12 protein-coding genes are annotated in these 15,146 nt (G+C 69.8%); 8 read left to right on the top strand and 4 right to left on the bottom strand.

From position 1 onward, the window contains the following. The first annotated feature begins 147 nt into the window (after positions 1-147). The 5 genes from F4560_RS26125 (at position 148) to F4560_RS26105 (ending at position 8,188) form a co-directional block, all read left to right on the top strand. The gene (locus F4560_RS26125; protein ID WP_312869483.1) at positions 148-3,363 is read left to right on the top strand and encodes a GH92 family glycosyl hydrolase; all 3,216 of its coding nucleotides are present in this window, start codon (positions 148-150) and stop codon (positions 3,361-3,363) included. A 79-nt stretch (positions 3,364-3,442) separates the two neighbouring features. Next, positions 3,443-5,707 (top strand): GH92 family glycosyl hydrolase, encoded by a 2,265-nt coding sequence (locus F4560_RS26120; protein ID WP_221484681.1) that lies wholly within the window; start codon positions 3,443-3,445, stop codon positions 5,705-5,707. Positions 5,708-5,824: 117 nt separating this feature from the next. After that, a complete protein-coding gene (locus F4560_RS26115; RefSeq protein WP_184924124.1) occupies positions 5,825-6,739 on the top strand; it encodes an ABC transporter ATP-binding protein in 915 nt (304 codons plus the stop codon). Next, positions 6,736-7,779 carry an ABC transporter permease gene (locus tag F4560_RS26110; protein WP_184924122.1) on the top strand — a complete coding sequence of 348 codons (1,044 nt, stop codon included), beginning with the start codon at positions 6,736-6,738 and terminating at the stop codon, positions 7,777-7,779. Before F4560_RS26115 ends, F4560_RS26110 begins: the two co-directional genes overlap by 4 nt. Before the next feature lie 94 nt (positions 7,780-7,873). Then, complete coding sequence (locus F4560_RS26105) at positions 7,874-8,188, top strand: DUF3817 domain-containing protein (protein ID WP_184924120.1); 315 nt, start codon at positions 7,874-7,876, stop codon at positions 8,186-8,188. 83 nt (positions 8,189-8,271) lie between these two features. Here F4560_RS26105 and F4560_RS46285 read toward each other — a convergent pair whose 3' ends face one another. After that, positions 8,272-9,303: a phosphotransferase gene (locus F4560_RS46285; protein ID WP_221483647.1), complete on the bottom strand. Its 1,032-nt coding sequence runs from the start codon at positions 9,301-9,303 to the stop codon at positions 8,272-8,274. 45 nt (positions 9,304-9,348) lie between these two features. Next, on the bottom strand, positions 9,349-9,852 hold the full coding sequence (locus F4560_RS26095) for a MarR family winged helix-turn-helix transcriptional regulator (RefSeq protein WP_033437496.1): 504 nt from the start codon (positions 9,850-9,852) through the stop codon (positions 9,349-9,351). Between the two features lie 42 nt (positions 9,853-9,894). Between F4560_RS26095 and F4560_RS26090 the strand changes: the two genes are divergently transcribed. From F4560_RS26090 to F4560_RS26080, 3 genes are read left to right on the top strand one after another with little or no spacing between them, the layout of a single operon-like run. After that, complete coding sequence (locus F4560_RS26090; protein ID WP_184929396.1) at positions 9,895-10,197, top strand: MTH1187 family thiamine-binding protein; 303 nt, start codon at positions 9,895-9,897, stop codon at positions 10,195-10,197. Positions 10,198-10,218: 21 nt separating this feature from the next. Then, the gene (locus tag F4560_RS26085) at positions 10,219-11,064 is read left to right on the top strand and encodes an SCO6745 family protein (RefSeq protein WP_184924118.1); all 846 of its coding nucleotides are present in this window, start codon (positions 10,219-10,221) and stop codon (positions 11,062-11,064) included. Between the two features lie 42 nt (positions 11,065-11,106). Beyond that, positions 11,107-12,093, top strand: coding sequence for a tetratricopeptide repeat protein (locus F4560_RS26080; RefSeq protein WP_376775345.1), 987 nt, complete (start codon positions 11,107-11,109; stop codon positions 12,091-12,093). 126 nt (positions 12,094-12,219) lie between these two features. Here F4560_RS26080 and F4560_RS26075 read toward each other — a convergent pair whose 3' ends face one another. Next, positions 12,220-13,653 (bottom strand): neutral zinc metallopeptidase, encoded by a 1,434-nt coding sequence (locus tag F4560_RS26075; RefSeq protein WP_184924116.1) that lies wholly within the window; start codon positions 13,651-13,653, stop codon positions 12,220-12,222. Positions 13,654-13,717: 64 nt separating this feature from the next. Continuing rightward, positions 13,718-15,097 carry a neutral zinc metallopeptidase gene (locus F4560_RS26070; protein WP_184924114.1) on the bottom strand — a complete coding sequence of 460 codons (1,380 nt, stop codon included), beginning with the start codon at positions 15,095-15,097 and terminating at the stop codon, positions 13,718-13,720. Positions 15,098-15,146 lie beyond the last annotated feature (49 nt).

Below are 15,146 nucleotides of genomic sequence, written 5' to 3'. Positions count from 1 at the left end.
ACACACCTCGCGTTCACAGATGTCAACGACCGGACCTGTCTCGAACCGGACAACCCCGGGCCACGAGGTTGACGGCACCCCGGCACTCTCCGCAAGTATGTGATTACGCGTAGTTCGTGGACAGCGTTGTCAGCGAGGAGGCGGCTCGTGAAGGCGGCACTGGCGTTGGTCTGGGCGGTGGCACTCTCGGTGGTCCATCCGGTGGCGGTCGAGGCCCAAGTGGACGACCTGGCGCGATGGGTGAACCCGTTCGTCGGCACCCAGCCGGGTGGCCCGGACCACGGCACGGGCGGCGGCGCGGGCAACAACTTCCCCGGCGCGGACGTGCCGTTCGGCATGGTCCAGTGGAGCCCGGACACGGTGACCCGGCAGCACGGCGGCTACGCGTACGAGGACGACCGGATCAAGGGCTTCAGCCTGACCCACCTGTCCGGCGCGGGCTGCTCCACCTACCAGGACATCCCGATCATGCCGTTCGCCGGCGAGGTCACCACGTCACCCGCGGCCGACCCCGACCGGTACGTCTCGACGTTCTCGCACGACAACGAGAGCGCGAGCCCCGGCTACTACGGCGTGACGCTCGACAGCGGGACGAAGGTCGAGCTGACCGTCACCCAACGCACCGGCGTCGGCCGGTTCGCCTACACCGGCGGCTCGACGTCGACATTGCTGGTCAACACGTCCGGCTCGGTCTCCGGCACGGACGACGCCGAGGTCACCATCGGCACGGACAGCATCAGCGGCTGGGCCACCAGCGGCCGGTTCTGCGGCGCGGACCACCGCTACCGGGTCTACTTCCACGCCGAGTTCGACCAGCGGTTCGCGTCCGTCGGCACGTGGAAGAACGGCGCGGTGACGCCCGGCCGGTCGTCCGAGCGGGGCGGTTCCGGCATCCGAGAAGGGCTCGGCGACGCACCGAAAACCGTTGAGGCGCAAGGTGAGCGCTCAGCCAAGGACGAGGACACCACGGTGTCCGGGCCGGGCTCCGGCGGCTGGGTGACGTTCGACGACCCGGACGTGACCATGCGCGTCGGCCTGTCGTTCGTCTCGATCGACGGCGCGAAGCTGAACCTCAAGGCGGAGAACGCGGGCAAGTCGTTCGACGCCGTCCACACCGCCGCACGCAAGGCGTGGAACGACCGGCTCAACCAGATCAAGGTCACCGGCGGCACCGACGCCCAGCGCACCACGTTCTACACCGCGCTCTACCACTCCTTGTTGCAGCCCAACGTCTTCTCCGACGTGGACGGCCGGTATCCGGGCTTCGACGGCCGCCTCCACACCGCCGAGCGGGGCCACGCCGTCTACACGAACTTCTCCGGCTGGGACGTCTACCGCTCGGAGATGCAGCTGCTGTCGCTGCTCGCGCCCGCCGAGGCGTCGGACATGGTCCGCTCGATGGTCGCGTTCGCCGAGCAGGGCGGCGCATGGGACCGCTGGACGGTCGCCAACGGCTACACCGGCGTGATGGTCGGCGACCCGTACCACGTGATGGTGGCCAGCGCGTATGCGTTCGGGGCCAAGGACTTCGACGCGCGGAAGGCGTTGCTGCTGATGCTGCGCGGCGCGACGCAGCCGACCCAGGGTTACGAGGAACGGCCGGGCCTGACCGAGTACATGGACCTCGGGTACGTGCCGGTGGGCGCGCGGAACGTGTGGGGAGCGCCCGCGACGACCCTGGAGTACACGACCGCGGACTTCGCCATCGCCGACCTCGCCCGCAGGCTGGGTGACGGCGCCACCTGGCAGACGTTCATGAAGCGCGCCCAGTACTGGCAGAACGTGTTCAACCCGGCCACCGGCTACACCCAGCCGCGAAACCGGGACGGGTCGTACGTGGAGCCGTTCACGCCCGGCAGCCCGGACAACTGGGTCGAGGGCAACGCGGCCCAGTACACGTGGATGGTCCCGTACAACGCGCGCGGCCTGTTCACCGCGATGGGCGGCGACGCGAAGGTCCGCGACCGGCTGGACACGTTCTTCACCAAGCTCAACGCCGGTCCGGACGAGCCGCACGCGTTCCTGGGCAACGAGCCGATCATGCACTCGCTGTGGCTCTACAACTGGGCCGGCGCGCCCGCGAAGACGCAGGCCGTGACGCGGCGCGCGGTGGACGACCTGTTCGGTCCGGACCCGGACGGGCTGATGGGCAACGACGACCTCGGCCAGATGTCGTCCTGGTACGTGTGGGCGGCGCTGGGCATGTACCCGGTGATCCCCGGCCGGGCCGAGTTGGTGCTCAACAGCCCGCTGTTCAGCGAGGTGACGATCACCCGGCCGAACGGCGCGCCGATCGTGATCAAGTCGTCCGGCAGCGGCACATACGTGTCCGACCTCAAGCTGAACGGCCGTGCGCAGACGCGTACCTGGCTGCCCGAGTCGTTCGTGGCCAACGGCGGCACGGTGGAGTTCGGGCTGTCCGAGACGCCGACGACCTGGGGCACGGGTCCGGCCGACGCGCCGCCGTCGTTCCGGGACGGCGAGGTCGGTCAGCAGGCCTACGTGGAACCGGGACGGCTGGTGCTGCCCGCCGGTGGCAGCGGCACGGTGAAGATCGGCGCCCAGGACTTCTCCGGCGACGGCGGCAAGGTGTCGTGGACCGCGCAGCCGCCGGCCGGGATCACGCTCACCCCGACGTCCGGTGAGGTGACCGTGCCGGCGGGGGAGAAGGCCGGTGTGACGGTGACCGTCGCGGTCGCGGCGGGTGCGGCCGAGCAGACCCACCGGATACCCGTGGCGTTCTCCAACGGCCAGCGCTCCACGATCTCCGTGCTGGTGGCGGAGCCGGGGAGCCTGCGTGCGGCGTTCGACAACGTCGGCACGTCACCGGACGCCGATCAGGCCGTGGGCAATTTCGACGGCGGTGGGTGGAGCTACTCGCGTGAGGCGCTGGCGGCCGTGGGGTTGACGCCCGGCGGGACGGTCACGTCCGACGGGCTCACCTATGCCTGGCCGACGTCGCCGGTCGGTGAGTCGGACAACGTCAACGCCTCCGGTGAGACGGTGACGGTCGGCGTGCCCGCCGGTGCGACGAAGCTCGGGCTGCTGGGCAGCGCCGGAGGTGGCAAGGCGTCCGGCACGCTCACGATCACCTACACCGACGGCAGCACGCAGAACGCCGAGGTCGGGTTCTCCGACTGGGCGTTGGGCGGCAGCGCGAACCTGCCGCCGTCGTTCGGCAACCGGATCGTGGCCACCACGCCGTACCGGAACAACTCGAGCGGCACGCCACAGCAGCTCAAGGTGCACGTCTTCGCCACCGCGCCGATCGCGTTGCAGGCGGGCAAGCAGATCCGGTCGGTGACGCTGCCCGATTCGGTGACCGGCGGGACGTTCCACGTGTTCTCCATCGGCTCCGCCTGATCCCTCAAGGGTTGATCCATTCGGTTGGAAGGGAGAGACCGTGTTCCGTGTGATCCTGTCGGCCCTGGTGGTGGCGGTTATGGTGAGTCCCGTGACGGCAACGGCAGCCAGTCCTGATCCCGTCGAGTCGGTGAACACGTTCATCGGTACCAAGGACGACGGGAACACGTTCCCCGGCGCGTCGATGCCGTTCGGCATGGCGCACTCCAGCCCGATCGGCTCGCACTACGCCGGTTACCGCTACGACGACCCGGTGATCCGCGGGTTCGGGCACTTCTTCCTGTCCGGCGCGGGCTGCTACGAGCAGGGCGGGCTGGTGTCGATCCTGCCGACCACGGGTCTGCCGCGCAGCTTCGACCACCGCTCTTACGGCGCCAGGTACACGCACGACGGCGAGGTCGGCAAGCCCGGCTACTACCGCGTGCGGCTGGCGTCCGGCATCACGGTGGAGACGACGGCGACGACCCGTTCGGGGGTGGAGCGGTTCACGTTCCCCGCGGGTGTGACGCCGCACGTGCTGGTGAACGTCGGTCAGGCGAACGACAAGGAGCCCGTGTTCGCCAGTTCGATCCGGGTGGTGGACGACCGGACGTTGGCGGGAACCGTGGTGTCGCAGGCGTTCTGCGGCGGCAAGGCTTACACGACGTACTTCACCACGACGTTCGACCGGCCGTTCGAGGCGACCGGCAACTGGGGTGGCGCGGACGGCGGTTCGGGGCTGCGCGGCCAGTGGGTGACGTTCGACGACGGCCCGGTCACCGCGGCCACCGCGATCTCGCACGTGGACGCGGAAGGCGCGACGAAGAACCTCGGCGAGTCCAAGGGCAAGTCGTTCGACGCGTTGCGTGCCGCGGCGCAGGACGCGTGGCGACGGGAGCTGTCGAGCGTCGAGGTCTCCGCTGCAGGGACGGACCGCACGGTCTTCTACACCGCGCTCTACCACGTGCTGTTGCAGCCGTTGACGGGCAACGACGTGGACGGCCGGTACCGCGGGTTCGACAACCAGGTGCACCACGCGGACGGCTGGACGTATTACGAGTACTTCTCGCTCTGGGACACCTACCGCGCCCAGAACCAGTTGCTGGCGCTGCTGAGGCCCGCGCGTGCGAAGGACATCGCCCGGTCCGTGCTGGCGATCCACGAGCAGGGCGGGTGGCTGCCCCGGTGGGCGTACGCCAACCAGGAGACCAACACCATGACGGGCGATCCCGTCACCCCGTTCCTGGTGGACCTGTGGCGGTTCGGTGCGCTGGAGGGGTTGGAGGAGCAGGCGTACCGGGCGTTGTGGCAGAACGCGACCTCCGTGCCGCCGGCGTCGTCGCCGTTCGAGGGTCGGGTGGGCAACCCTTCGTACCTGGCGAATGGATTCGTGCAGTACGACAAGAACTTCCCGAAGAAGGGGCAGGACGTCGACCCGCACCACGGCGCTTCGGCGACGTTGGAGTACGCGTTGGCGGACTGCTCGCTGTCGATCATGGCCGCTGAACTGGGCCACGCCGACGACGCGGCGGCACTGCGCGGGCGTGGGCTGAACTACCGGGTGCTGTGGGACGGCACGGTGTCCGACCGCGGCTTCACCGGGTTCCCCCGGCCGAAGCTGGCCAATGGCGAGTGGCTGACCCCGTTCACCCCGCAGGGCCAGGACGGGTTCCACGAGGGCACGGCGTGGCAGTACCAGTGGCTGGCGCAGCAGGACGTGGCCGGGCTGGTGGAACGGCAGGGCGGGAAGGACGCGTCCCTCGCCCGGCTGGACGACTTCTTCGCCTACCCCGACCTGGTGGCCGACCCGGCGAAGACGGTCCGGGAGAAGTGGGTCGTCGGGCCATATAACTACTACAACCAGTATCGATATAACCCGAACAATGAGCCGGACCTGCACGTGCCGTGGATGTACGCGCTCGTGGGGCAGCCGTGGAAGACGTCGGCCGTGGTGCGGGCGGCGCAGACGTTGTTCGTGGACGCGCCGAACGGCGTGACGGGCAACGACGACCTGGGCCAGATGTCCGCGTGGTACGTGTTCAGCGCGCTGGGCATGTACCCGGTGATGCCTGGCACGGGGGAGTTCGTGCTGAACGCGCCGAGGTTCAGCCAGGCGGTGATCCACCTGGAGAACGGCCGTGACATCACCATCACCGCCGCCGGCGCGGACTCGTCCAAGCTCCAGTACGTGCGGTCTTTGCGGGTAGGCGCCGCGCCACGGGACAAGGCGTACCTGAACTACGGCCGGCTCAAGCAGGGCGAACGGCTCGACTTCGGCCTCACGGAGGACCCGGAGGAGGCGACGTGGGCCACCGGTCCCGGTTCCACGCCACCCTCGCCCTGCACAGGTGAGCACCCCTCGTAGCCGGTTCCGCGCGGACAGCCACCACACCGTCGTTCGAAAGTCTCGATCGACGTTCACTTATGTCGTGAACCTATGGATCGGTCACAACCGGCTCACGGCGCGGATTACCGTCCAGCCATGACAGGGGCACGCATACCGGCCGTCGTGGTTGCGGACATCAGAAAGAGCTACGGCGAGCTGAAGGCGGTAGACGGGGTTTCGTTCACCGTCGCCGAGGGGGAGTTCTTCGGCATCCTGGGGCCGAACGGGGCGGGCAAGACCACCACGCTGGAGATCGTCGAGGGGCTGCGCAAGGCGGACGCCGGGCAGGTGACGCTGCTGGGCGAGGAGCCGTGGCCGCGCAACGCGAAGCTGCTGCCGAGGATCGGCGTGCAGCTCCAGGCGTCCAGCTTCTTCGAGAAGCTGACCGCGCGGGAGCAGTTGCAGACGTTCGGGTCGCTGTACGGGGTGAGCAGGCAGACGGCCGACGACATGCTGGAACTGGTCGGCTTGACCGACAAGGCGAACGTGCAGGAGAACAAGCTGTCCGGGGGCCAGCGGCAGCGGTTGTCGATCGCGTGCGCGTTGGTGCACGACCCGGACATCGTCTTTCTGGACGAGCCGACCGCGGCGCTCGACCCGCAGGCCCGGCGCAACCTGTGGGACGTGCTGCGGGCGATCCAGGCGAGGGGCAAGACCATCGTCTACACCACGCACTACCTGGACGAGGCCGAGATCCTGTGCGACCGGGTGGCGATCATGGACCGGGGCCGGATCCTGGCCATGGACGCGCCCGCGACGCTGGTCCGGGGCCTGAACGCGCCGACGCACGTCGTGTTGCAGAAGGGCGTGCTCACGCGTGAGGCGGCCCGCGGCATCACCGGCGTCGAGGACGCGCACGAGGACGAGGTCTCGTTGACCATTTCCACCCGCAAGCCCGCGCCGGTCCTGTCGGCGCTCGCCGAACGCGGCACCTTGGACGGGCTCCAGGTGCGCACGGCCACGTTGGAGGACGTGTTCCTCGACCTGACCGGACGGGAGTACCGCGCATGACCGCCTTCAAGAGCCTGTCGGCCGCCATGATCAAGGGTTTCCTGCGGGACAAGATGACGTTGTTCTTCGTCTTCCTGTTCCCGTTGATGTTCCTGGTCGTGTTCGGCCTGCTGTTCAGCGACGCGGGCAGCGACAAGACGAAGATCGCGGCCGTCGGTGACGGGCCGGTGCTGTCGGCGTTGGAGCAGACCGGCGCGTTGGAGCTGGAGAAGTACGGGGACGAGGCGACCGCGCGGCAGAAGGTGAACGACGGCGACCTGCCCGCGGCCGTGGTGGTGAACGGCGACCGGGTCGACGTGACGTTCGCGGCCAGCGACCAGGTCGCGGCGGGCACCGTGATCGGCATCGTGTCCGGCGTGGTCGACAAGATCAACCTCGGTGCGGCGCAGGTCACGCCCAAGTTCACGCTGGAGGCCAAGCCGGTCGAGGACGCGTCGCTCAAGCCGATCCAGTACCTGACGCCCGGCATCCTGTCGTGGGCGATCTCGATCTCGGGTGTGTTCGGCGCGGCGCTGACCATGGTGTCGTGGCGGAAGAAGCAGGTGCTGCGGCGGATCCGGCTGGCTCCGGTGAGCGCGATGACGGTCCTCTCGTCCCGCGTGCTGGTGAGCGTGGGCACGGCGGTGGCGCAGGGGATCGTGTTCGTCGCGGTCGCGATGCTGCCCCTGTTCGGGCTCAAGCTGACCGGCCAGTGGTACCTGGCGCTGCCGTTGCTGGTGCTGGGCACCACGGCGTTCTTCGCGATCGGCATGCTCGTCGGGGCGTTCTGCAAGACGGAGGAGGCGGCGTCCGGCGCGGCGAACATCATCATCCTGCCGATGGCGTTCCTGTCCGGCACGTTCTTCCCGGTGGAGAACGCGCCAGGCTGGCTCCAGGCCGTCTCCAACGTGTTCCCGTTGCGGCACATGAACGACGGCATGCTGGACGTCCTGGTCCGGGGCAAGGGCGTCGAAGCCCTCCTGGTCCCGTCCGCCGTCCTGATCGGCTTCACCCTCGTGGTCGGCTTCCTGGCCGTCCGCCTCTTCCGCTGGGAAGACTGACCCACCCGTGAGTCCTACGTTCACGGGACGTGAACGTAGGACTCACGGGGGGGTGGAGGGCTGGTGAGGGCGGTCACTGGCCACAATGGGAGCCATGTTTAGCAGCGCTGTTGGTCGGTTCCGGCTCCTCGCCATGGCAGAGGCGGTGTCGTGGGCCGGTCTGCTGATCGGCATGTTCTTCAAGTACGTCGTGGTCGGGAACGAGATCGGCGTGAAGATCTTCGGCCCGGTGCACGGTGTGATCTTCGTCGGCTACATCCTCGTCACGCTGATGCTGGCGCAGCGCTGGGACCGCCGGACGCTGATCTTCGGCCTGCTCGCGAGCATCCCGCCGTTCGGCACCGTGGTGTTCGAGCGCTGGGCCAACAAGACCGGGCGGCTGGCCGAGGCGCAGACCGCGGGCGACTGAGAGCACCGGCGACTGAGACCGCCGGCGACTGAGACCGCCGGCGACTGAGAGCGCCGGCGACTGAGACCCTCAACGACTGGGGCTCAGACCGCGAACGCCTGGGCGCGCGCCAACTCCGCCTCCGGGTCACCGAGGTGGTACACGCGTTCGCTCGGCTCGATGTTGTCCAGGAACTCCTGGTACACCAACGCGCCCACGAGGTGTGACGCCGGCCGCGCGTGCCGCAGCGCACTCGCCGGGTCGCTCGACGGGTAGTGGCTCAACCACGCGTCGACCCAAGCCCGTTCGACCGCCGGACGCACCTCCGGCGCCACGAACCCGATCAACCGCGCCGCGTCCAACGCCGGGTGGCCCCAGTGCGCGTCACCCCAGTCGAGCACGACCCCGCCGGACCGCCAGTTGCCGGGGTGGAAATCGCCGTGCAGCACCGTGTCCGGCAACCCGAAACCGGGCACCGGCACGCCGCGCACCCGCAACCTCGGCGCACCGGCCACTGCCGCCTGCACACCGACCCACCGCGGCACGATCCGCTCGATCACCTCGTCGTCCGGCTGCCAGCAGTCCACCCCGGACGCCTCGCCCAACAGCACCCGACCGGGCTCCGACGCGATCAACTCGGGCGCCAACGACGGGTCGACCGACGCCACCAGCCGGATCACCGCGGCCTCGTCCGCCATGAACGGCGGCGTCGCCTTGGCCCACACCGCACCGGACGCCGTCGGCAGCCGGTACAGGCACGACAGGTTCCACGTCTTCACCTGCACGGGCGACCCGGTCACGTCGACGTGCCGCCTCGCCCACTCGACCAATTCCGCGGGACCACCCGGACGCGCCCAAGGCAACCGCAACGGGTGATCGGGGAACTCGTGACGTCCGGTCGAGGACAAGCCGTCCGGCACGCGGTCGGCCTCCACCTGGTACGTCACCACGCCGTCACGCGCACCACCAGATGTTGTGCCGACCAGCCGCAACACGCTCGTCGTCACGCCCAGCACCCGGTCCAAGTGCTCGGTCACCGGACGCACGTCGCTCCACCACGGGCTGTCGACGGTGAACGGCTCGGCCTCGCCCACGTACCGACCGCCGACCGTCACCAGAGCCCTGATCTCCCGCACGAGTGCAGGGTGACGGCACCCCCGACGCGTGTCGAACGGATTACCTCAGTCCTCGAAGTCGCCCACCGCGCGGCGGACCTTCGCCAGCAGGTCGGTCAGCTGCTCGGTCTGCCGGTCGGTCAGCCCGCGCAACCCGAAGTCGACGCTCGTCACGGCCTCGGTGGCGGCCTCACGCCTGCTGTGCCCCGCCTCGGTGATCTCCACCAGCGTGGTGCGCCGGTCGGTCGGGTGCGGGTTGCGGCGCACCAGCCCGTCCGCCTCCAACCGGTCCACGATGTTCGTGACGCTCGTCGGGTGCAGCTGGAGGCGCTCGCCCATGACCCGCATCGGCAGGCTGCCCGTGCGGGCGAACGTCAACAGCACCAGCGCCTCGAACCGCGCGAACGTCAGCCCGTGCGGCTTGAGGGCGGCGTCCACCGCGGACTGGATGATCTGCTGTACTCGCATGACGCTGGTGACCGCGGCCATCGCCGTCGACGGGCCGATCCGCTTCTCCCACAGCTCGGCGGCGCGCGCGATGGGGTCGAACGGCAACGGCTGCGACGTCATGCGGCGAAGCTACCAGTGGGTACCGACACGCAGGAGGCAGCAGTGCTCGTCGCGTTCAGCGTCAGCCCGCTCGGCGGGGAGTCCGACGGGGTGGCCGCGGCCGTCGCCGAGGCCGTGCGGGTGGTCCGGGAGTCCGGCCTGCCCAACGAGACCAACGCCATGTTCACGCTGGTCGAGGGCGAGTGGGACGAGGTGATGGCGGTGGTGAAGAAGGCGACGGAGGCTGTGCAGGCCACCGCTCCGAGGGTGAGCCTGGTGCTCAAGGCCGACATCCGGCCCGGCTTCACGTGCCAGCTGACGGCCAAGGTGGAGCGGGTCGAACGTCACCTCGCCGGCGAGGCGTGACGCGTCGGTAAGTTGCCGGGCATGACGCCCCGGGACCTGTGGTTGCGCTTCGAGACCTACCACGACGTGACGTACTTCTCGCCGGAGTCGCGGGCGGTGACCGACGCGCTGGGCTGCAAGGGCGGCTGGATGGGCTACTTCGCCCAGCGCGCGGCACCGCTCGGCGCCGTGCCGCCGGAGATCGTCACCGCCGCGTTCTTCAGCTTCCACCCGCGCATGGTGGCCCGCGCGCTGCCCGACGCGTGGGGGGTCGCCGAGCCCGCCAGGTTCGTCGAGGCACGGCTGGAAGGCGTCGACCGGGCGTTGCGCCGGATGTTGGAGAGCCTGGACGTGGCCGAGGCCGCCGACCTGGCCGGACAGGCGGCTGAAGCGGCGCCGATCGCGGGTCGGGTGCTCGCCGCGGCGAACCGCGCGCTGCCCGTTCCCGACGAACCCCACCTCGCGTTGTGGCAGGCGTGCACGACGTTGCGCGAGTCGAGGGGTGACGGCCACATCGCCGCTTTGGTGGCCGCTGACCTGAACCCGTGCGAGACGTTGGTGCTGTTCAGCGCGGACAAGGGCCTCGATCCCGCCTACATGCGTGTGGCGCGGGGCTGGTCGGAGGAGGAGTGGCGGGAAGCCGAAGCGTCGCTCACCGGGCGAGGTCTGTTCGACGGCGGGCTCACGTCGGCCGGTCGGGCGCTCCGCGAGGACGTCGAACGTCGTACCGACGAGGCCGCCGCCCGTCCGTGGGACGTCCTGGGTGAGCCCGGCGCCGCCCGGTTCGTCGACCTGATGACCCCGATCGCCCGCCGGTTGGGGCACCTGAACGAGGCCATGCGGACGAACCCGATGGCGATCGACCCGGTCGCGCAACTCCCCGGCTAGCCGCGCGCGTCCCGCGGTCGGTCTCGTGCCAGGATGGAGAGCGTGACAAGGCCAGACCCCCGAAAGACCGCCGCAATGTCCGCCGCGTTGTCCGGGGCGGTCGACCTCGGCGCGCTGAAGGCCCGTGCCGACGCCGCGAGGCAGCGCGCCGCCACCCCACCCCCGCCGCCGGGCGGGGCCGGAGGTTCGGACGCCGGTCCGAGCCCGTGGGTGCTGGACGTCACCGAGGCGACGTTCCAGTCGGTTGTCGAGCGCTCCCTGGAAGTGCCGGTCGTGGTCGAGCTGACCGCGACGTGGAGCCCCGAGGCGGGCCAGCTCTCACCCGTGCTCGAACGCGCCGCCAGGGCGGGCGGCGGCACCTGGCTGCTGGCCAGGGTCGACCTGGACGCGAACCCGCGGATCGGCCAGGTGTTCGGCGTGCAGTCGGTGCCGACCGTCGTGGCGATCGCCGGCGGTCAGCCCATCGACGCGTTCGCCGGCCCGCTGCCGGAGGCGGAGTTCGGCCAGTGGATCGACCGCCTGCTGGACGCCCTGCGTGACCGACTGCCCGGCATCAAGGCGGCGGAAGCGAACCGCGGCGCGTCGCCCGTCGGCGATGACGAGCCGATGGCCGAGCCGGAGGACGCGCGTTTCACGGCTGCCGAGGAAGCGTTCGAGCAGGGCGACTTCGCCGCCGCCGAGGCCGCGTACGAGGCCATCCTGGCGGCCGAACCGGCGAACGCCGAGGCCAAGGCCGCGCTGGCACAGGTCCGGTTCACCGCGCGGGCCGAGGCCGTGCCGTCGGACGCGATCGCGAAGGCCGACGGGAACCCGGACGACCTGGACGCCCAGTTGGCCGCCGCCGATCTGGAGTTGGCGACGAACGACGTGGAGAAGGCGTTCAAGCGCCTGATCGACACGGTGCGCCGGGTTTACGGCGAGGACCGCGACAAGGTCCGCGAACACCTCGTGAACCTGTTCGAACTGTTCCCGCCGGACGACGAACGCGTGACCAAGGCCCGCCGCAACCTCGCCAGCGCTCTGTACTGACCAACCCGCAGCGCACCGGTCCGCTTCGAACCGGGTTCGTTCACACTGTTTGCTTCGCAGGGGTCCTCCGCCCAGGGGGACCCCTGTTCTTAATCCTGCCGGCAGGGACCGACAATTCCCGCGCGGTCAGCCCGAGTACTTGCGGGTGCAGAGACCCGAGCCCTGGTAGAAGCCGTCCCGGAACGCCTCCACGCGGGCGAAGCCGGACGGGACGACGGTCCCGTTCACGTCGGCGGCGATCAGGCTCTTGTCGGCCAGCAACTCGGCCACCGCCTCGTCCAGGTCACCGGACGACAACCGCAGCCGCACGCCGTTCTGGTTCGTGGCCCCGGCCCAAGCCCCGGTCAGACAAGCCGTGCGCAACCCCGCCGCCGGCCCCTCCAACTCGTACCCGGTCGCCTTCTGGATCGACAACGCGTACCGCGACGCCACCTCGGCGAACGCGGCGAAGTCGCCGATGCCGCCCTTCTGCCCGCGCTTCGGCGGCGTCCCGATCTTCACCAGGTCCGGCAGGTCGATCGAGATCGAGTTCGTCGCCGGGCAGTACGACGCGGGCGACGTCTCGGAGACGTCCGGGCAGTCCGACGCGGAATCGGTCAACGACGGCGGCGTCGCGCCCGACTGGTTGAACGCCTTCTGCAAAGACTCCTCAAGCAGGTCCAGCGACTTCTGGTCGTCCACCTTCAGGTTGCCCTTGCCCAGCCCCTTGTCCTGGTCCTGCGAGTCGAACTTCTGCTGCGTGATCCGCGCCTTGATCTCCGCTTCGTCGATCTGCGCGCACCGCGTCGGATCACCGGCGAACCCGAACTGGAACGCCGCCACCCGGTCGAACGCGCTGCCGTGCGCGCCCTGCTTCTCGGCCGACGTCCCCGCCGCGTCCCGGATGAAGAACATCGTCGCCAGCACCTGGTTCAACCCGGGCCCGGTCGAGATCCGGAAGTGCTTGGACTTGCCCTCCGCCACCCACCGGAAGAAGTTGCCCGCGTAGCAGTCGGCCTGCTGCTCCTTGATGATCGACGGCGTGGCCTGGTTGATCCCGCCGATCTCACCGAGCTTGTACTGGATCGCGTGACCCATCTCGTGCGCCAGCACGGTCACCACCGACATCGGCCCGAACGCGTCGTCCAGCATCGGCAGCAGCTCACCGCGGTCCCACGCGATCGAGTCGTCCAGCGAGCAGTAGAACGCGTTCGCCACACCCGCCGTGTTGGTGCGGCAGATCTCCACGCCCTCGCCGTTGGAGTCGTACGACACCAGCCGCTTCACCGGCTGGAACTCCTTGTTGAACCGCGCGGGCAGCTGCTCGGCCCAGTACTCCTCGACGTCGGCCAGCGTGTTGATCGCGAGCCGGTCCATCTCGCCGCCGTCGCCACCCTCCACCTGGAGGTCGGCGTCCGCCACCCCCGGCTTCGCGCCGCTTTCACCGGTGGTGATGTCCAACCCGGCGACCTTGGTGACGTCCGGCCGCTCCGACCGGCCCGCCCCGCTCACGACCTGGGTGCACCCGGTCGACACCAACGCGGCGACGAGCGTCGCAGCTACCCAAGCCCGTCGAGCCATGCCCAAGCCCCATCCCAGGTCCGTGCCGATCCGAGTGCGAACCCTACTTGGCCGGCCCGCGCGGCTACGCCAAACCGCAGGCTTTCGTTCCCTCCATGACGCCGCCGCGGAACACGTCGACCCGCTTGAACCCGGGATCGAGCGCCGCCGAGCCCGTCGCGTCCCGTGCCGCGTAGTCGTACGCGAGCAGCACGCGGACCGCCTCGTCCAGGTCGCCCGGCGACAACCCGAACCCCTTCTGCCGGACGAACACCTCCCGCGTGTACGCGCCGGCCAGGCACAACGCCGTGGTCGCCGCTTCCTCGCCCTCCAGCTCGACGCCCATGGCCTGCATCGCGGCCAACGCGTACCGGCTGGCGAGCAGCACGCCCGTCGCGTAGTCGCCGATCTCGGCGTGCAGCTCGGGGAGGTCCGCCTTGACCTCGAACTCCACCGCCTTGTCCGCCGGGCAGTACGCCACCGGGCCCTGGTCGCCGGAGCAGTCCGGCTCCTCCTCGGTGGGGGTGGCCTTCGGGTCGGCCCACGTCTTGCCGGCCTGCGTGGACAAGCTCTCGTAGTAGTCGTTCAGGTCAGGGGTGATGAACTCCAGCATCTCGTCGAACGGCAGGTTGCCGCCCCGCTCGCGGTCGTCGGCGGTGGTGAACGCCTCCTGGGTGAACGCCCGGTTCTCCACCGTCATGGCCGCGCAGAACTTGACGCCCTGCTGGTAGCCGTCCTGGAACGCGGACACCCGGTCGAACGCGTTGCCGTGCGCGGACTGGTCGTTGGCGGACGTGCCGACCGGGTCGCGGAACGTGATCAGCGCGCCGAGCGCCGAGTCCAACGTGTCGGAGCCGATGTCCAGGTGCTCGGACTTGCCGTCGTTCACCCACTTCACGAACGCGCCCGCGAAGCAGTCGGCCATCGCCTCGGTGAGGATCGTGGGGAACCGCTGCGGTTGGCGGCGCTCGGCCTCCGGGGTGATGCCCATCCGGTTCTGCACGGCGTGGCCCATCTCGTGGGCCAGCACGATCACCACGGCGGCGTCGCCGTAGCTGTCCTTGAGGACGGGCAGCAGCGCGGCGCGGTCCCAGGCGATGGCGTCGGCGCTGGGGCAGTAGAAGGCGTTGCCCTCGACGTCGGATGCCTTCTCGGTGCACGGCGGCGGCTTGGCGGACGAATCCGTGGTGTCGACCGAGTAGATGCCGCCTTCCAGCGGTTTCCACTGCTTGGCGAACGTCTGCGGGAAGGCTTCTTCCCAGAACGCGTCGATGTCCGTGAGGGCGGTCGCCGCGAGCTGGTCGATGGGGCCGCCGTCGGTGCCCCGGATGAAGCTCGGGTCGACCGTGCCCCTGGTGACGGACTCGCCCGCCGTCGGCCTGCCCGGGACCAGTTGGGTGCACGCGGTGGTGACCAGCAGCAGGGTTGTCGCCAGCAGGACCAGCCGAGCCGATGCGCGCCGCATCGGTCCATTGTGCCTGCCCGTGGCCCCTGCTGCGGTCCGCTTGGCAGCG

It is taken from the genome of Saccharothrix ecbatanensis, from assembly GCF_014205015.1.
GTDB lineage: Bacteria > Actinomycetota > Actinomycetes > Mycobacteriales > Pseudonocardiaceae > Actinosynnema > Actinosynnema ecbatanense.
This window is presented reverse-complemented; position numbering and strand designations above follow the sequence as displayed.

Coding starts and splice junctions, on each gene's coding strand:
- F4560_RS26075 (WP_184924116.1), bottom strand. CDS start 13,653: ATGGCTCGACGGGCTTGGGTAGCTGCGACGCTCGTCGCCGCGTTGGTG.
- F4560_RS26115 (WP_184924124.1), top strand. CDS start 5,825: ATGACAGGGGCACGCATACCGGCCGTCGTGGTTGCGGACATCAGAAAG.
- F4560_RS26105 (WP_184924120.1), top strand. CDS start 7,874: ATGTTTAGCAGCGCTGTTGGTCGGTTCCGGCTCCTCGCCATGGCAGAG.
- F4560_RS26070 (WP_184924114.1), bottom strand. CDS start 15,097: ATGCGGCGCGCATCGGCTCGGCTGGTCCTGCTGGCGACAACCCTGCTG.
- F4560_RS26110 (WP_184924122.1), top strand. CDS start 6,736: ATGACCGCCTTCAAGAGCCTGTCGGCCGCCATGATCAAGGGTTTCCTG.
- F4560_RS26095 (WP_033437496.1), bottom strand. CDS start 9,852: ATGACGTCGCAGCCGTTGCCGTTCGACCCCATCGCGCGCGCCGCCGAG.
- F4560_RS26120 (WP_221484681.1), top strand. CDS start 3,443: ATGGTGAGTCCCGTGACGGCAACGGCAGCCAGTCCTGATCCCGTCGAG.
- F4560_RS26085 (WP_184924118.1), top strand. CDS start 10,219: ATGACGCCCCGGGACCTGTGGTTGCGCTTCGAGACCTACCACGACGTG.